Consider the following 18448-nt stretch of genomic DNA (forward strand, 5'->3'; position numbering starts at 1 on the left):
CGACCAAAAATCCAATATTGAGGACTTGAATAAATCCACAGACAATCTATAATAAGTTTTAAGGGAGGGATGAAAAATGGAAAAGACAGAGTTAAATCAAATTCTAGATGCACTAAAACTTCATGGTGAGCAAGTAAGCTCTAAGTTTGATGAAATGGAAATCAAAGTAAATACTCGTATCGATAAGTTGGAAAAACAAATGAATGACCGCTTTGAAAAAGTAGACAAGCACTTTGAACAAATTGACGACCGCTTCGAGCAAGTAGACAAGCGCTTTGACCGTGTCGATGATAAACTTTCTGGGTTAAGAGTTGATTTGTCAGATACACAAAAAACAGTTGATTACTTAAGAACAAAAGCGCAAGCGCCCTGGTAGCGACGTATGGACTGGGACTGCGGTTACTCGTCCCACCGAAAACATTTGGACTGAACCGTAGGAGATAAAGGAAACACGGTAAACGGAGTGAACCGATGTTGACTTATCGTACGGAGGTGAGGGAAGTCTCACTAGTCGCTGGGCACTGGAGCTGGACGTCGCTAACCTACACCAATTATCCCTTATTGCCATCCTTTACAAGAACTCATTTGCAATATAAAAAACACCATTGAAAAATATCTCAATGGCGTTTTTGCTCACGAACCTTGCTCCTAAAAAAACAGTCTTATTGTTTGCGTAATAAAGGTGTCAGGCCCAATTGTCTGTATGTTGCGTTGAACTTGAGGCGGTTACTTCTTTTTGTTTAGTTAAATTGAAAATGCATCATCTAATTACATATTCATCTTAACTAATGATCCTGCTCCTATTACTCCTGCATCATTCCCAAGCTGAGCTAGTTTTATCTTTGTACTTGTTCTTACCTGTGGAAAGGCATATTTTTCAAAGTATTCTTTTACCCCGTGAACCAACATCTCTCCTGCAGCGGATACGCCGCCACCAATAACAATGGCATCTGGACTTAAAACATTAGCAATATTACTGCAAGCAAGCCCTAAGTAAAAATAGAATTTATTAACCACCTGTTCAGCTAATGGATCACCTTGTTTCGCTTGATCGAATACTGTTTTTGCCGTTACTTCCTGCCCCTCATTTATTAACCCTTTTAACACGGAATTCCTATCAAATTCTTTAGCAAAATCTTGAGCTAAGCGTACAACACCAGTTGCACTAGCGACTGTCTCTAAACAGCCAATGTTGCCGCATGTGCATTGATAACCATTAGGATTTACATTTATATGGCCGATCTCTCCGGCCGTACCGACACCGTGAACTAGATTACCTTCAGCGACTACACCGCCACCGACACCAGTACCTAGTGTAATAAAAACAACATTGGAACTTCCCTCACCAGCGCCTTTCCACTGCTCTCCCAAAGCTGCAACATTGGCATCATTATCAATGTAAAAAGGAATATTGGTCCCCTTTTCAATTTGCTCCTTCACGGGCTGCAAGGTTTTCCAATTCAAATTATAGGCTCCAATAACAGTCCCCTTTTCAATGTCAACGGAACCAGGAGACCCCATTCCAATTCCTAAGAAATCACTTGACGATAGACCTTTTTTGCTAAGATTTTGATTGATAGATTCTATGATATTAGGAACAATGTTCTTACCTTCCTGTTGAGAATCCGTTGGAATGCTCCACTTTTCTTCGACCTCACCATTTTCCTTTAAAAAAGCAAATTTAGTGGTTGTACCACCTAAATCAATACCTATTAATTTTTTCATTCTCATACACCATCCTTCTTTTACTTAGTAGAGGGAACTTCTCTTTTTATGTATCATTACTATTTTACTACATTTAAATGATTAAAATGAACGAAATTATCCTACACCTTACAGATAGACTTCACTTATAGAGTAACTATAAAATATTATCATTTCTCTAAATAAGCTTTTAGCGCTTCCAAATCTTTTTCACATGCTTTTCTAAAAGTTCCAGCCATCATTTTCCCAAACAATTTAGTCAAGCCAGTAAGTCCCTTTATTTCACCGTCTAAAGTAATCTCAGAATGATCACCTGACGATGAAATGATGTATGTAAATAAATAGACTCCTTTGCCAGTTGTTCCTTTTGTTCCATCACAACAAAGCACAATTTTATTTGGTTCATCCAGTTCAACAACTTCAAAATGCTCAGTGGCCTCTTTTCCAAACATCTTTCTTGTTTCCTTCCACTGACTCCCCACGCGTATTGGCCCATCCTCCAACCGCTCGATTCCGACAAATCCTTGCATCCAATGCTTAGCTGAGTCCAGATCAAGCAAAGCAGTGTATGCCTTTTGTTTTGTCACCTGGAAAGTTGTTTTTACTTCAAAACGAATACTCAAATTAACCACCTCCTTCACGACATTTTCCTAAAGTATAGCACACAGCTAAGCTTAGCTTACTTTGTTCCATACTAGAATCATTGCCTTTGAACGATCAATCCCGGCCCTTCATCAACTCGATTAATCAAAACATGGCAAAGCATAAATTCATCAACCCATACCACATGCTTCTGCTAAGAGCTCAACTAAATGAACAACACGAATTTCATTTGTTAGTCCCTCACGCTCTACACCTAATTTCATTTGCAAATGACACCCTGGATTCGTAGTTACAATAACTTTTGGCGTGATTTTTTTAACAGACTTCATTTTTTCATCTAATATTTCCATTGATTTTTCATAATGAATGACATTATAAATTCCAGCAGAACCACAACACATATCTTTTTGGGGCAATTCTACCAAATGGATTCCTGGTATGGACTTGATTAGATTTACTGGTTCTCTGACTGTTTTTTGAACATTACTCATATGACAAGATGGCTGATACGTAACTACTTCATTTACCGCTTTTTTATATGGCAAAGACAACTGGTTTAAAATCACGCTGATATCTACATTCTTTTTAGAAAACCTTCTTGCCCTCTCTTCCCATTCAGAATCACCATGGAAAAGATGATCATATTCGACAAGCATCGCTCCGCATCCACCAATACTATTGACCACAAAATCAAAATCATATTGTTCAAAAGCTTTGATATTTCTTTTAGCTAGTTCCCTTGTTTTGTCTAGTTCACCACTATGATTTTGCAGAGCTCCGCAACAAGTTTGTTCTTTAATTACAGTGACATCACAGCCTGCTTGTTGAAGCAATTCGATGCTTTTGGTATTAATCGAAGAAAACATCGTGTCCATCACACAGCCTGTAAAAAAACCGATGTTAAAAACAGGTTCGTTTTTAGCTGGATAATATGTTTTTCTTTTTTTCCTCTTCGATAATCCTTCCGCATCAGGTAGGACTTTTTCAAATGATTGTAATTTTTCTGGTAAAGTGTTAAGTAATTTTGTTTTCCTTGCAATCGTTTCAAGACCAGATTTTTGGTAAGCAGCAACACCCACACCAGCTGCTTTTAACATTTTTTTATTTGGAAGCATCGTGTCAAAAAAGAAAGCTTGAAATAACCTTGCTCGCTTGGACATTCCCTTTTTCTTTTCTTCTAGTAAAACCGCTTTAGCAGATTCTAATATTTTTCCATACTGAACATTCGTTGGGCAGACAACTTCACATGCCCGGCAGCCTAAACACATATTTATTGGATCTTCCAACTCAGAAAGAGAGAGTTTCCCTTCCGCTGCCACTTTAACCAAATTAATCCGCCCTCGAGGTGAATGTGTTTCTGTTTTCATCGTTACATAGGTTGGACAAGCAGGTAAACAATAGCCACATTGAACACAATCAAATGTTTCTTCGTAAGCAAGCTTTGCGTTAGTCATCCGTTAACACCAACCTTTGACCAGGCTCAGGAAAAATTTTGCCAGGGTTCAAAATGTTATTAGGATCCCAGCTCCTTTTAATCCGTTTCATCATCTCAAGCCCAACTTCGCCTAATTCCATTTCCATAAATGGCGCTTTTAGTGTCCCGATTCCGTGTTCTCCTGACAATGTACCACCTAATTCAATTGCTGCTCTAAATATTTCTTCAACGGCTTTTTCTACGCTTCTCATTTCTTCGTGATCTCGCTTATCTGCAATAATATTTGGATGCAAATTTCCATCGCCCACATGTCCAAACACGACTAAATCAACTTGATATTTAGCTTTAATTTGTTGTAATCGCTTAAACATTTCGGGAATTTGACTTCGAGGTACCGTTGCATCCTCAGAAATTTTCGTTGGTTTTACTCGAACAATGGCTGGTGAAACGAGCTTACGTGCTTTCCATAACTCCGCTTCTTCTTGTTTTGTTTGAGCAACATTAATTTCTCTAGATCCAACTGATTTACACACTTCAATGACTTGTTTCAATTCATCTTTTATCGCTGCAAGATGACCATCGAGCTCAATTAAAACGAGCGCATCAACATCTGTCGGAAGTCCCATTGGTTGATAATCTTCTACAGCAATAATCGATGCCTGATCCATAATTTCCATTTTTGATGGTAAAATTCCTGAACTTAATATGTTCGTAATTGCTTTACCGGCGACAACAACATCTTCAAATAAAACCATTAATGTTTGGGTTGCTTGTGGTTTTGGAAACAAGCGAAGTGTTGCTTCTGTGATGACTCCTAAGGTACCTTCCGACCCGACAATTAATTTAGTTAAATCATAGCCCGTTACGTTTTTAACCGTTCGACCACCTGTACGAATGATTTCGCCTTCGGGGGTAACTACTTCAAGCCCAATCACGTAATCTTTCGTCACTCCATATTTTAATCCTCTTGGCCCCCCGGAGTTTTCTGCTAGATTTCCACCAATCGTTGACACATGGGAACTACTCGGATCTGGAGGATAGATTAATCCATGTTCTAATGCAGCATTATTAATTTGAGCAGTTAATACGCCTGGTGAAACGACTGCTACCATGTCCCCCGGATCAATCACCAACTTGTCCTTCCATTTGGATAAATCAAGGACGATTCCACCTTTAACTGGCAGTGGTCCACCACTTAAACTAGTTCCTTGTCCACGTGGATAAACGGGAATTTCATGTTCATTTGCTAGTTTAATAATATTTGAAACTTCTATGGTTGACTTTGCCATAATAACAACATCGGGTACATGCACTCCAAATGATGCATCGTAAGAATAACTATGTAAGTCGGCATTATCAGTTAAGATACATTCATGATCGACTATAACCTCTTTCAGTAAGTCTACTAATTTTTCCGTATCCATAAATAAGCCCCCTTTTAATATTTATTTCAACAGGAAATGATTTTTCTCCTTCTCCCTACTATGTGCACCATTCAAATCAAAAAAATACTTGGGATTTTACCTGCTAGTATTGGTGCCAGGTAATACTTGTGATTGGATAACATCTACAACTAGTCCCCGAAACCAAGCTTATACGAAACACAATGAATCATTTTTCAGAAAAAGAGAATGCTGGTTAGCATTCTCTTTAAGGTTACTTTTTTACAACTTTTTTATAGTTTAATTCATCATGAAGTGTAGTCCATGCTGATTCATTTGCAAAATACTTACTCCAGCTAGCAATACCGGCTAAATCATACTTATGAACAAGTTCAACTCTTTGCTTTAGTGAATGTTCGTTTTCTAACCACATTTTATATACGATGGGTTCATTTGGATCCTTATACTCAACATAGTGTTGTTTTGTCTCTGGATCAAGTTGAGGTTCAAGGCCGCGTTCATTCATCCAATTAATCGCCTGCTCCATGGATAAGGCTTTTGAACTGACTTCGACTGCCCCATCTTCCTGGTGTACCTCTTCCCAAAGTCTTGTGTAGAATGGAACACCAAGTAACACTTTGTCGTGTGGGACTTCTTCTAAGTAGTGCTCGAGGTTTTCCTCTACCCACGGAAGACTTGCAACACTACCAGCAACTGGCGACGACCCCCAATGCTCATCGTAGGCCATTACCATCATATAATCAACAGTCTCTGCTAATGCTTCTCGATCATAAAACTTTGACCAGGTTGGACTATTGGAGATGAACGTTGTGTCTAAGGAAATGACAAGGCCTGCTTCATGTGCTAAAGGCGTCAACTCTCGGACAAATTGGGTTAGCAGTACGCCATCTTCCTCATAGACATTCTCAAAATCTAGGTTAATCCCATCTAAATCATAGATTTGTGAGTAATGGAGTAATTGTCTTATCATCGTTTGCCTATTTTCATAGGTAGCCAAAGCCTCTTTTGTTAGGTCCTTATCAAAATCATTAGAAAAAAGGCCCCAAACGACATACCCTTTTTCATGGGCATCCTTTACATAGTCTTTCGAGCCATAGTTCCTGAGCTCGCCACTTCCTTCATTAAGGTGAAACCACGTTGGCGATAGTACTTGAACCCCTTTAAGTTCCTGTACTGTTTTAGGAGTGTCTTCAGCACTATAAATAGCATCCCAAGTGACATGAATTGGCCATGATAGGTTACTAGAATAAAAAGTTTGTTCATCTGGCTTCGTTTTTGTGTTAATTGTAGTTATTCCACTTAACTTAATAGCATCCTTCGCTATATAACCACTAATTCCATCAGCTGATCGTATTTTATACCACGTACCATTGTCTTCTTCAATCGTCACTTGGTCTTCAAAACTTAACTCCTTTACGTAGGCAGCAGTCAATGAAGGCTCCGTTCTCATGCGTTGTTTGTCGATATCATCGTTTACATGAACGACAGCCGTTTGATAGCTTTGATTGTGTTTATAGAGATAAGTCGTATTTGTTTCACTAACAAACTCAAACGAGATTGGATAAATATCGGTAAGCCAGGAAGTCGAAACAAAAAGGTCACCATTTGAATTGGTTATTGCAGGAAAGGAAAGTGGAAATTCCTCATTATTCATATAATAATTCAGATGATTTGTTGGCATCTGATAGACTTCTTGTGAATTTGTAATAATAACAGATGATGTTTGCTCATCATAGGTAATATATTCATCTATGTTTTCTTTTATAAAAGAAAAGGAAAGGTACGGTTCTCCCTCGATCTGTTCAACCTCATTATATAAAACAGTGTTGTTATAAATCAGCGGAAAGTCCCCTTCAAAATAAGCTACTTTCTCATCTGAAGGAAATGGATAAATAAGCCAAAAGGTTATGGAGGAAGCAATAAAAAGTAATGCCATGATAGCAACAATATAAGGAGTTTTATTCCGATTAGGACGTACATGTGTTTCGACTCTCGACATTTTTCTCACCTCATAACTAATGGTATAAGAATTTTGTCGATTTGGGAATGTTTTTTATGGAATTGGTAAAAAGCGGGGTCCTTTTATTTGCATTACTTTACCCGTAGATTGAACTAATTTCGACGACTTGAGATTAAAAGTGGTGTACAGAACATCGTTAAGAGGTCATACATTTAGGCACTATAATGTCCTTTATGTAGCGCCTGACACCCTTAAATTTATAATCTATATGGACTGTCACGATTTCATATAGGTACCTCTATGAGACAAATTGCCTTTTAGCAGCACCTTTTACTCTACCTTCTAAAAGTGTCAATATAATGGCTACGATAAGAAAGAAACTTGCTAATTGAAATAATGTACCAATTTCAAAGAATAAAGCAAGAAAACCAAACACAACTCCACCGAGTCCAATCCCAAGGTCTATGGACGAGAAAAGCATCCCGTTTGCAACCCCACGGCGATTATCCGGAGTTATGGAAAGTGTCCAGGATTGCAGTGTAGGTATTAATGTCCCAAACCCAATTCCAAATAATATACCGGCAATGGCTAGAACGATATTTGAGTATGCAAAAGAAAGGACCCACATTCCTACAAATGTAGCAGCCGAACAGAAAATGACCAGTTCCTTTGGTCCTCTTCGATCAAACCACCTTCCAGCAAACGGTCGTACAAGAGTAGCAAATGCTGCATTTAGAAGATAATATAAAAAAATATGTTCAATACCGCGTTCCTCTCCAAATATAACAATAAACGTAATAATTGAACCATAGCTAAAGCTAGCCATGACTGTAATCAAGGCAGGATACAAGCCCTTTTTTTCTACTAAAGAGCCAAAATAAGAGAATTTCAAGTCTTCTTTCCTAGTACTCTTGACAGCTTCAGGCGTGGGATAGTTTACAATAAACAGCAAAATAATCGCAATAACTCCTAAAAAACCAGATACATAGATTAAATTGGTAAAGCTTGTTTCCTGAAATAAATAGATTCCTAAGCTTGGAGCCACCAGCATCCCGACCGTTATGGACAGCCCATAATACCCCATTCCTTCACCTAATCTTGAATCAGGAACTACATCTACTGCTGCGGTACCATTTACCGTGGTAGACCACCCCCATGCAAGACCATGAACGAAGCGAAACAGCAATAACAAGATTATTATTTGGGAGATTGGATATATAATGGTGATAACCAATAAGCCTATCGCCCCAATTAATACTAGTGATTTTCTAGCCTTAAATTGTAGTATGTAGCCTGTATAAGGACGGCTTAAAACAGCGCCAATTGAAAAAAGGGCAGTAACCAAACCAACTTCAAAGCCAGACGCTCCGATTGATTTTAAATAAGGTGGCAATGATGGAAGGAGCATTTGAAAAGACATAAAAATAAATAAGTTTCCTACGATTAACAAAATAAAGGATTTGGTCCATAAAGACTCAACTGGCTGCTGCCTCAAAAAATCCTCTCCTTTTCAACAAGCTATTAAGAAAATATTTCGACTCTCTAATTTTACCATACTTTAATACAGACATAGTTAATATGTGAAAAGGTACCAGGCACTATCTGTGGACAGTTGTCCATAAATAGTACCTGGTACCCTATCCTTGGTAATTCACCCTAGTTTGATTTACTGTCAGGCACCACCTGTTGAGTCACGCTAGTTTTTAGCTAAGGGCATGTCCATAATGACGAGATGAATTGCAGAACAAAAAGAACGTTTGTTCCTTTTGTAAACGAAAGATAGTATAATAAAATAGTAACTACATAGCATGGTGGGCGGTTGGCCATCTTCCTTTCAGAAGGGAGGTGGTAAGGATGACGACATACGAAGCACTAAGCCTAGTGGCACAATATTGCTTGACTTTATTAACTACTTTTACACTTATTGTTACCGTTGTTGTATACCTAAACAAAAAGAAGTAACCGCCCCAAGACCAATGGACGACGGTTACTTCTTTTGATAAACAACTAAATTTGGTCAACCGCTCTAGATGCGGTCTGTAGTTACATTACCGGGTGGTTGCAGCCACTCGATTTTCTTTAATTTTATTATAAGTATTTTTATATTTACAGTCAAACGAGTTAGAGAATCAACACACATGTAATATAGTTTGGAGATAATGTTCATGGAGTTTACCTATTACTTGCGCGAAAACCCTTCTTGCTCTAAATAATTGACAGCTCCATTATATGTAGGAAATGTTCCATCCAATATGTCTTCTGCATAGATGTTCCATAAGTCAAAATCATGTACAACTCTTAGCTCTTGTTTCTCATTATTAATCCAAATCTCTTCAAACGTAGATTCAGACAAGGACTCAATTGACTCTTTAATAATGCTTCGAAGCTGTTGTTCTGTGAAATCCCGTATATTAACCATGCCTTTATGGTCAGTTAAAAAGTTTTTATTTTCGATCAATTCCGCGTATACAAACCCGTTACCGTTCGGATGGAGATGATACACAACTGTCGTTTTATCCTGGATACTATCTTCATAATGGAAATTAACACGACCAAGTGACACGTCTTTTCGTTGTAACTCTGGAATGGATTCAATTATCTCTAGTTTTTCTTCAAATGTAAGCATGTGTTCCTCCGATAATAAGTATTTATGAGAATTATTATTATTATAACACTGTGTAGGATTAATACGCATAAATGCACTAAATGGAAGAGGGGATGGTTTATAATCCTATGCTTATCCCATATAAAATAAATTCACCGTGAACAAATAATACCTGTCGCAACCCTTAGTTGTGATTTTTCGATCGCACATATTTCTTTTTACGAGTGTTCACAGGCACTAAGCATTCTATCCAATTATCTCGGACGCTCCAATTTTTGATACTCTTCCATATACTTACCATTGTTCGCTACAAATGAAAATGGAAAAGTCAGAATTAAACCAAATCCTAGATGCATTAAAACTTCATGGAGAACAAGTAAACTCTAAGTTTGATGAAATGGATGTCAAAGTGACTACTCGTATCGAGAGGTTGGAAAAACAAATGAATGACCGCTTTAAACAAATTGAAGATGTGGACCTTTTGACGCCTACCTATCTATTCTATATCTGAGGAGCACAGGAGCATTCCTTCTACTTCCTGCTCAATCCACTTTTCCATTAAATACAAGTTAAGACATTAATCCGTACCCTTATTCACTAAAAAAGCTGTTCATACCTATGGTTTCATAAATACAAACAGCGGTTACCATTATATTTTCTTAAAGTTTACAATTGAGATTTACAATTGAACGAAATAACATTTACACCCTTATTATATTCTAAGGCCTTTTCAAGTAGTTGCGAATAATCAGCAGGACTAAAAGTAATATCTTCACAATTTAAACATTGAAAGACTGGAAAATTACGTAATTCTACAGTTACACCATTTTCCATTTTTTCATAAAGTGTATCATCACTTGGAATAGCCCAATTGCCACAACAAACACATCTTTTTACTTGACCGTACTTTTTTTTAAGATCTTGTATTTGTTCCGCTTGAGACATTACATCAGCAGCTCCCATATTCGCCCCTCCATTCATCTATAGATAACTTTATTTTATACATCCTTCATATAATCTTCAAGGGCATAATGATATATATTATATGTATTCCCATATATTACAATTATTACACCCTAAAATTATTTACGTAAACTTAAAATTGTCACAACCATTATTTCTTCCTTACATCCATCAACTGAATAGATTTCATTAAATGACACTGCAATCCTACCAATTTTTTGACCCAGTTTAGCTCTTATTGTAAAACTTAAACTAGGGATAGAGCTATATTGATTATTAAAATGTATTTTCGCTTTTTCTAATTTATCTGCATAAAATATTATCTCTGCTAGTTGATTCAGAAGTTTTGATTGCTGTGGAGAGAAACCTCTTTTTCTTATCTCACTATCACTTTTATCAACATAAGCATGCTTCCTTACATCGAACCGCTTTTTAGACTTGAAATCTTCCGGACCTAAGCACCCTGCTTTTAACTTATCAATCTTTAATAATATTTTCGACGTATCTAACATGTCTAGTTTAAAATCTACCCCGTATTTTATTATATTTTCGGAGTTAAAAGCACTACCATTTTCGACAATTTGTTCTAGATAAGATGTTTTTAGGTTTAAGTCAAGAATATTATCTTTATCTATGCTAAAATTTTGATCATCAATAGAATAAAAGCTCTTAAGTTTGTTTTTATTCAAAATAAACCAAATCCCCTACAGTTCCTACTAATTCAAGATTATTATAGCATACCTCATGGGGCTAATGAATTAAATTTACATTTATTTCAAAATCTAGAATTAAGAGAACCGTCTCACTTCCCTTCCCTACATAATACTCTTATTCGCCTTAGGCACCAACATTTTTTCCAATAAAACTATTCATGATAAAGGGTTGAGTATATAATTTGTTGTGTTATACTTTTTATGCTTTGATTCATTTCAAATAATATAATATGTTAACATGACTTCAGATGTAAGTCATTGTACGGAAGCCTTTAAAAATAGAGAGAGAAGAAGGTGAAAGTATGAAGAATTATATCGCATACCTCATAACTATAATAGGTGCGAGCTTTTGGGGGTTAACGGGACTATTTGTAGAATCTTTGTATGAACACGGTTTTACAGCATGGGAAATTGTCACCATTCGACTAACTAGTTCAAGCCTTATACTAATCATTTTGATGAGCTTGTTTTCGCGAAAGCACCTGAGCATTCAAATAAGGCACATCCCACATTTTATTGGTTTAGGGGTTGTGAGTATCGTCATATTTAATTGGTGTTATTTCACAGTTATGGAGCAGACCTCACTATCTATTGCAGTAGTCTTACTTTATACATCCCCTGTTTTTGTAGCAATTCTATCAAAAATAGTTTTTAAAGAACGAATTACTCGGAAAAAAATCGTATCACTAATCCTCACCATTGTCGGATGTTCACTCGCTATTAAACTCATCCCACTAGGTAATATCTCCATTCCAGCAATTAGTATTTTCTTGGGATTACTATCTGCTTTTTTCTGTGCACTTTATAGTATTATAGGTAAATTTATTAGTTGGCATTACAGTTTTCTAACCATTACTGTCTATTCATTGATAATGGGTAGTTTATTCATTTTCCCTACAAGTGGATTATGGAAAAAAACAGATGCTTTTGGATCCTTGGATGTTTGGCTTAATATATCCGGAGTTGCTGTCATTTCAACTATACTTGCCTATACATTATATACTTTTGGCCTGGCCTACATTGAATCTAGTAAAGCGGCTATCTTAGGAGCAATGGAACCAATCGTCGCAGTTTTAGTTGGTGTACTCATCTTTGGCGATGTATTGAACTTTTTACAAGTTATTGGAATTATATTCGTAATAACCTCCGCCTTTATAACTGTATTTCACAGACAAAGGAAAGTTAAGGGATGGACAGGTGGAAAGAATGTCATTAAAAAAGGTATCTAGATCTATTGATCATGATACCTTTTTTCTTATTTGAATAAATATTTAAACTTCCTCTTTGATGGGTTTTCAGCCAAGGTGAAAGAGCCTACCAATAACTCCTCAACTTTAACTAAATTAAAAAAACTCATCTAGAAGTTGATAGTAAAAAATTTTTGATTCATCTAATTTTTCAATACCATACGCTTTAAGAAAAAGCGGAACATGTTCCTTACCAAAATTATAAGTAATACTCCTAACTGCTAAAGCTAAATCTTGATATCTGTCAGAAATTCCTGCTCTCCCCAAATCTATAAAACCACTAACTTTATCCTTATCAATAATAATATTTGGTAAACAATAGTCACCATGAGTAAAGACCAGTTCTTCATTTATTGGCTTTTTTGAAATAAGTTCTTCAAAGAGTTCCCTTGCTTTCAAGTCTTTCCTTTCGTTATCAAAGTCCTCCTCATCAACCAGTCCATTTTCAACCCTATTTTTTGCCTCTTCCATTTTAACATCCAATTTTTGATTAAAAGGGCAACCTTCAATACTTAAACTATGTAATGTTTTAAGTCCTATTGCCAATAGCTTCATTGTAAAAGGTAAATTTGTTTCATAGGATTTATCTGAAGCATTGATACCTTTTATTTCCGTAATTAATAAGTATTCGTTTACTTCATCCTTGTCATAATAAAGAACCTCTGGTACAGATACCTTCCCCTGCAACCACTCTAACCTTTCTTTCTCTTTATACAGACTTTCTACAGAATTATTTGGTTGTATTTTAAGATATTGATTATAAGTAGTGCCTCTCAATAAGAATGTCATCGCATCTGATTGACCAATCGTTATTTGCTTCCACTTGTATCCATTTGTAAATTTTGCTAAAGTCTGTGGGATACCCTTCAATTATTTCATCACCTTTCAAAGACTTGCCCTCACATAATACTCTTATTCGCCTTAGGCACCAACCACGCTGGCATTTCTTCGTTCAATCTCCATACAAAACTGATTGACTTTTCCACATAGTGGCGCACATATTCACACGTTCCTAAAAATGTAAATGGTGCGGTATGTCCATGCTCTTGCTTGTACTCCCTAACAAACAACGCAATCTTATGTCCATTGGTACGATGATTAATGTATCTTTGTGCAGTTGGACTCGATTCCGATATCGTACTCTGTGTTTGCCAGTGGAATAGCCTGTCGTTAATCGCATAATCCTCATATAACGTAGACGGTGAAAAATCTTTTTCTGATTTATTTAATGTCGTAAAAAATACATCAAGGTTCTTTTCCTTAAAGTGCTTAACCCCTTCCCGGAAAGCAGGACATTTTTCCTCATTAAAGTAATCCAATGCTGCCATAATCTGCTCCCTTGAATAAGTCGCATGCACCGTTAGTGGCGTTTCAAAATCAAAGTCATGTGCTAATTCTAATGTTTTAATCGCATTAAAATTGAAGTGCAACAACTCTAGGATTTCCGTTTTCATTTGCTCGGTTGCAAAAATCCGCTCTAATCCTTCTTCAACAGAATTGAACCCTTCTTTCTCCGGTTCTCTCCGATAAAAGGTATAATACAGCATGTTCCGCATTAAACGCTTTTCTTCATTATCAATCAGCACTTCACGATTAATATAGTCAATAAAAAATTTCAAAAGCTTTCTCGAATTCAGATGAAACAGCTTTGGTAGTCTCTTAGCAATAAGTTCCTCGTTCTCACATGTAAAATCCGGTGCCAGACCTGCATCTACCTTCATTCGCTGAAAAGAATACTTTCCGTACTTTCCATAAAAATCATAAACAGTTAGGTGGTGATGCTTTAAAAAATTGGAAAGATTCAGTTCAAGACCTGTTTCCTGTTGGAAGTATTTCATTTTATTCATTAAATTTTTATAGGAATTGGTAGCTGCTTTTATATTTCGCAAAACGTATTCCTTTGCCTGCTTTTCCAGTTGAATAAAACTACCTTTTGGCAAATTCGAAAAGCCTTCCTCGACATAATGCCGAACCGAGTGCTTTGTCCTGCCAATTAAGGCCCGGAACTTTTCTTCAAAGCTATAATTCTTATGTGCTTGTCCAATGAAATCCAAAACGGTCAAGCACTCTTTCCCATCTGCGAGACGCAACCCTCTTCCTAACTGCTGTAAAAAGACAGTCAAACTTTCGGTAGGCCGTAAAAACAGGATCGTGTTTACATCTGCAATATCTACCCCTTCATTGTATAAGTCCGCAACAAAAATGAAGGTAATTTCCCCATTCGACAATTGATGTTGTGCTGACTTTCTTGTTTCAGGATCGGAACCTCCATTCAACGCAATCGAAGCAATTCCCACTTGATTAAAATAATGTGCCATATACTTCGCATGCTCTACCCCGGCACAAAATCCGAGCCCTTTTACCTCATCGATATCCGTCACATACGCATAAATACTTTTCACAATTTGTTGCGATCTGCGTCGATCTGCGGTATAAACATTTTCAAGCTCACGAATGTCGTATCCATTTCCTCTCCATTTTAGCCTGGAAAGATCCACAGTATCACTCACACAAAAGTACTGGAACGGACTTAACAGTTTTCGATTGATCGCTTCTGTTAACCGCATTTCTGAAGCGATTTGCCCATCAAAATAGGTTAGGATGTCCTTTCCATCCATTCGTTCTGGTGTCGCTGTTAACCCTAGCAATACCTTTGGTTCAAAATAACTTAATAGCTTTTGATAAGAATTTGCGGCCGCATGGTGAAATTCATCAACAATAATAAAATCATAAAAATCCTTTGTCAGCTTTTCATCCAGCTTCATACTATTAAAGCTTTGAATACTGACAAATAAATGATCCATTGATGTTGGCGTATAACCGCCAACTAGCATGTCACCAAAATTAAAGTCCTTTAAAATAGCACGAAATGTATCTCTACTTTGCTTTAAGATCTCTTCCCGGTGAGCGACAAACAGCAATCGAGCTGAATGCTTGTTCTTCTGTAAAAATTGTTTATAATCAAACGCAGAAATCACCGTCTTACCTACACCTGTTGCAGCAACGAGCAAATTTTTGTTACGCCCAAAAATCTCGCGCTCCACCTGCAGGTTTTCCAGCATTTCCTTTTGGTAGTGATATGGTTGAATATCGAAATTAAAATGAATGTCATTTTCTTCTGTTTGCTGCTTCTTTTTAAGTGCTTGACGAAGACGTTCCTTGTCACTTTCTTGCTCCGGGTCAAATGTACGAAACTCCCCATCGTTCCAATAGCTTTCAAACGTCGCACCAAATTTTTTGATAATATCAAAGGAATCTTTTTCGGTCACTTTCAGATTCCACTCTAACCCAGAGGTTAAAGCAGGGTTCGATAAATTAGAGGAACCAATATATGCCGTAGTAAAACCAGTATCCCGTTTAAACATATAAGCTTTGGCATGAAGGCGCGTCCGATTAACGTCATAAGAAATCTTAATTTCCGTGTTTGGCAGCTGACTCAATTCCATGACTGCCTTAAAGTCAGTTGCCTCCATATAGGAAGTCGTAATAATCCTTAGCCTTCCACCATTTTGCGTAAATTGCTTCAGTTCCTCGATAATAATTCTGATCCCACTCCATTTTACGAATGAAACGAGGAAATCAATTGCATTACAGGACAAAATCTCCTTCTTCAATTCACTAAGCATATCCGGTTCAAAGCTCGAACCGGTAAAAAGGGAGCTTTCCGCAATAGAAGTGACCGGCCGAATTGTCTTCTCATTCTTAATACCTCTAACGTTGTTAAGCTTGGAGTAAATCGAATGTAAGACCTCTCCAGCTTCATCAACTTGTAGTTGTTCAAATTCCTCTTTATCCAGACGCTCACTTAAGGCAGAAATGATATTGTTACACGTTTCAATTTGATTGAGAAAAGCCTCTTTATCATCAGTTACATTATCCCTGACAAACTTTAATGCTTTTCTAGTAACAAAAGATATGTAAGAGGACAGCGCCTTTCTTGCTTCTTCAACATCCAGCGAGCCTTTTTCCAGATCAAAATTGTCCGGATCGAGTGCTAACAGGTCGCCTTTTATTTTTTTGTTGATGATTTCTTCGTAAATGCCTTGTTTGAGCATGGGTATCACCTACCTCATTATCAAATTTCACTACTAGGGACATAGGACAAAACATCTTCTTCATATCTTTTATATACTAAGGAGAGGGTAACCGTGAATTCAAATAAAATTGAATATATTCCCTTGAAGAAAATAATACCTATTTATAACCCCCATATAACAAACACCTATTTACAACGAATGAGATCAATTAAAAACAACTTATTGGACTACGATCTATTGTTAGCCGTTGAAAAGGATAGCAAAAGTGATCACTATTATTTAACTGGTGGATCGGACAGATACCACTATTTAATTGAATCTGGCAAAAAGGTTGCACCTTGTATTGTAGAAGATAAAAGCAATGATGATTTAAGCCTTTATATAAAAATAGTAAACCGCTTATTTAATGATGGCGAATCAAATAAACAAAATCGAAAATCCCTGTTAAAACTAATTGAGAAGATAGAGACACCTTTGTTAACCGTTATATCTCATACAGTTTTTACAAAAAAGCAATTATTAAACGAGTATAGATATGATGAACTAGTTCCCTCTAATTTTATTAATGATCACACGAATGAAAAAACTATGAATTGGATATGTAAATTAGAAATAAATTATGAAGTTAAAAAATTTTTGTATAAAAGTGCTGGAACCCCAGTTGGACCTAAGCGGTTGACTCATGATAGTATAAAAGTAATTAATCAATTCTTGAAAAAAGAATCGAGGTTCACTCAATTAACTGCCTCACAACAAATTGAATTGCTAAGTTATGCAATAAGTTTTAAGGGTCAAATAATTAAAATGTTGATTCAATTTGTAGATGAAATGCTAGACTAAAAGTAATCGTTATCAATACGCCTGTATCCCAAACTTCAGCAATTTCTTAGGCAATACATCATCTAAATTTTGAATGTCAGCATCTTGCAATTCTATTAGATTAAAGCCGTATTTTTCATAGATCTTTAATTTTTCTTCTTTTCTCCTTGCATATTTAGAATCATTTTCTAATCCCCAGTATTCAATGTACACCTTACCAACAGGTAAATAGAAATCCGTATAAACATCTTCTTCAACAGGTAGTTTTCTTTCATAGGCATGTACGATTTCAGACATATATAACCAGTTATCAATTAGCATTTCAGCTCTGGATCGAACATAATGACCGTCAGCCGCTCTATGTTTTGCCTCGAATTTTTCTCTAAACTCTAATGAATTATTTTGATTTTCTGTTGAGGTTTCAGTGGTGTTCCCTTGTATTTCATTCATTGTTTCTACTAAACGCTTATTATTTAAAAATCTTTCAGGCCATATCACATACGGCACACCTGTTTTTTCGTATTCTAATTGCTGTCCACCATAGCTCAACCCAAGCTTTGTTACCGTCCAACCTTTTACCGCCTTCTGAACAAATCCTAGCTCTGACAAGATAGGATTAATTTTAAACTTTGAAACTCCAAAGTGCTTACTCAGTGCTGTCGCGTTTAATAGCTTCTCGTCACTAGATTTAAACATATTGTCATTTTCAATGCTTTCATCCCAAGCTATGTATTTTCCAGCTTTCGGGTGTTTTTTAATGGTTCCACCATATTCTTTTCCTTTTTCAGTTAAAACCCAATTGTCATTAACCCTATCAATTAGATTTTTTTCAAGCAGTATTTGAAATACACTTTTAACATCAAGATTTACCTTTTTAGAAAGTGCTGTCGTTGATAAATATTTCACTTTGTTACCAGTTTGCAATTTTTCCCCTCCTATTTATGCACTTGTTAATACAC

Annotated in this window: 17 protein-coding genes; 5 read left to right on the forward strand and 12 right to left on the reverse strand. The window is 36.5% G+C overall.

The features are described from left to right. Positions 1–76: 76 nt before the first annotated feature. On the forward strand, positions 77–376 hold the full coding sequence (locus tag JOC48_RS10575) for a hypothetical protein (protein WP_204499490.1): 300 nt from the start codon (positions 77–79) through the stop codon (positions 374–376). Between the two features lie 392 nt (positions 377–768). Here JOC48_RS10575 and JOC48_RS10580 read toward each other — a convergent pair whose 3' ends face one another. The 6 genes from JOC48_RS10580 to JOC48_RS10605 form a co-directional block, all read right to left on the reverse strand. After that, positions 769–1731 carry an ROK family glucokinase gene (locus tag JOC48_RS10580; protein ID WP_204499494.1) on the reverse strand — a complete coding sequence of 321 codons (963 nt, stop codon included), beginning with the start codon at positions 1729–1731 and terminating at the stop codon, positions 769–771. Positions 1732–1874: 143 nt separating this feature from the next. Next, positions 1875–2336: an SRPBCC family protein gene (locus JOC48_RS10585; RefSeq protein ID WP_338024277.1), complete on the reverse strand. Its 462-nt coding sequence runs from the start codon at positions 2334–2336 to the stop codon at positions 1875–1877. 141 nt (positions 2337–2477) lie between these two features. Further along, entirely contained in the window at positions 2478–3761 is a 1284-nt protein-coding gene (locus JOC48_RS10590) for a (Fe-S)-binding protein (protein WP_204499496.1), read from the reverse strand. Further along, a complete protein-coding gene (locus JOC48_RS10595; RefSeq protein WP_204499499.1) occupies positions 3754–5166 on the reverse strand; it encodes an FAD-binding oxidoreductase in 1413 nt (470 codons plus the stop codon). The genes JOC48_RS10590 and JOC48_RS10595 overlap by 8 nt, the downstream gene beginning before the upstream one ends. A gap of 232 nt (positions 5167–5398) precedes the next feature. Beyond that, positions 5399–7144, reverse strand: a complete 1746-nt coding sequence (locus JOC48_RS10600) for a glycosyl hydrolase family 18 protein (RefSeq protein WP_204499500.1) — start codon at positions 7142–7144, stop codon at positions 5399–5401. 259 nt (positions 7145–7403) lie between these two features. Beyond that, on the reverse strand, positions 7404–8600 hold the full coding sequence (locus JOC48_RS10605) for an MFS transporter (protein ID WP_239584301.1): 1197 nt from the start codon (positions 8598–8600) through the stop codon (positions 7404–7406). Between the two features lie 359 nt (positions 8601–8959). Between JOC48_RS10605 and JOC48_RS21265 the strand changes: the two genes are divergently transcribed. Next, positions 8960–9067 (forward strand): putative holin-like toxin, encoded by a 108-nt coding sequence (locus JOC48_RS21265; protein ID WP_239584302.1) that lies wholly within the window; start codon positions 8960–8962, stop codon positions 9065–9067. Between the two features lie 217 nt (positions 9068–9284). Here JOC48_RS21265 and JOC48_RS10610 read toward each other — a convergent pair whose 3' ends face one another. Then, on the reverse strand, positions 9285–9731 hold the full coding sequence (locus tag JOC48_RS10610; RefSeq protein WP_204499501.1) for a hypothetical protein: 447 nt from the start codon (positions 9729–9731) through the stop codon (positions 9285–9287). Between the two features lie 292 nt (positions 9732–10023). On the opposite strand from JOC48_RS10610, the gene JOC48_RS10615 reads away from it, so the two are divergent. After that, positions 10024–10221 (forward strand): hypothetical protein, encoded by a 198-nt coding sequence (locus JOC48_RS10615; protein ID WP_204499502.1) that lies wholly within the window; start codon positions 10024–10026, stop codon positions 10219–10221. Positions 10222–10376: 155 nt separating this feature from the next. Here the strand turns inward: JOC48_RS10615 and JOC48_RS10620 are convergent, their stop codons facing one another. Together JOC48_RS10620 and JOC48_RS10625 are read right to left on the reverse strand one after the other, a co-directional pair. Continuing rightward, a complete protein-coding gene (locus JOC48_RS10620; RefSeq protein ID WP_204499503.1) occupies positions 10377–10673 on the reverse strand; it encodes a hypothetical protein in 297 nt (98 codons plus the stop codon). 119 nt (positions 10674–10792) lie between these two features. Continuing rightward, complete coding sequence (locus tag JOC48_RS10625) at positions 10793–11362, reverse strand: hypothetical protein (protein WP_204499505.1); 570 nt, start codon at positions 11360–11362, stop codon at positions 10793–10795. A gap of 326 nt (positions 11363–11688) precedes the next feature. Here JOC48_RS10625 and JOC48_RS10630 point away from each other — a divergent pair, with 326 nt between their 5' ends. Further along, positions 11689–12615 (forward strand): DMT family transporter, encoded by a 927-nt coding sequence (locus JOC48_RS10630; protein WP_204499506.1) that lies wholly within the window; start codon positions 11689–11691, stop codon positions 12613–12615. Between the two features lie 114 nt (positions 12616–12729). Here the strand turns inward: JOC48_RS10630 and JOC48_RS10635 are convergent, their stop codons facing one another. Then, positions 12730–13503, reverse strand: a complete 774-nt coding sequence (locus JOC48_RS10635) for an APH(3') family aminoglycoside O-phosphotransferase (RefSeq protein ID WP_204499508.1) — start codon at positions 13501–13503, stop codon at positions 12730–12732. Between the two features lie 29 nt (positions 13504–13532). Continuing rightward, positions 13533–16688 carry a DEAD/DEAH box helicase gene (locus JOC48_RS10640; RefSeq protein ID WP_204499509.1) on the reverse strand — a complete coding sequence of 1052 codons (3156 nt, stop codon included), beginning with the start codon at positions 16686–16688 and terminating at the stop codon, positions 13533–13535. A 93-nt stretch (positions 16689–16781) separates the two neighbouring features. Between JOC48_RS10640 and JOC48_RS10645 the strand changes: the two genes are divergently transcribed. After that, positions 16782–17510 (forward strand): hypothetical protein, encoded by a 729-nt coding sequence (locus JOC48_RS10645; RefSeq protein WP_204499510.1) that lies wholly within the window; start codon positions 16782–16784, stop codon positions 17508–17510. Between the two features lie 12 nt (positions 17511–17522). On the opposite strand, the gene JOC48_RS10650 is transcribed toward JOC48_RS10645, so the two are convergent. After that, a complete protein-coding gene (locus JOC48_RS10650; RefSeq protein WP_204499511.1) occupies positions 17523–18413 on the reverse strand; it encodes a glycerol kinase in 891 nt (296 codons plus the stop codon). Positions 18414–18448: the final 35 nt, after the last annotated feature.

This window comes from Aquibacillus albus (assembly GCF_016908325.1).
Classification (GTDB): domain Bacteria; phylum Bacillota; class Bacilli; order Bacillales; family Amphibacillaceae; genus Aquibacillus_A; species Aquibacillus_A albus.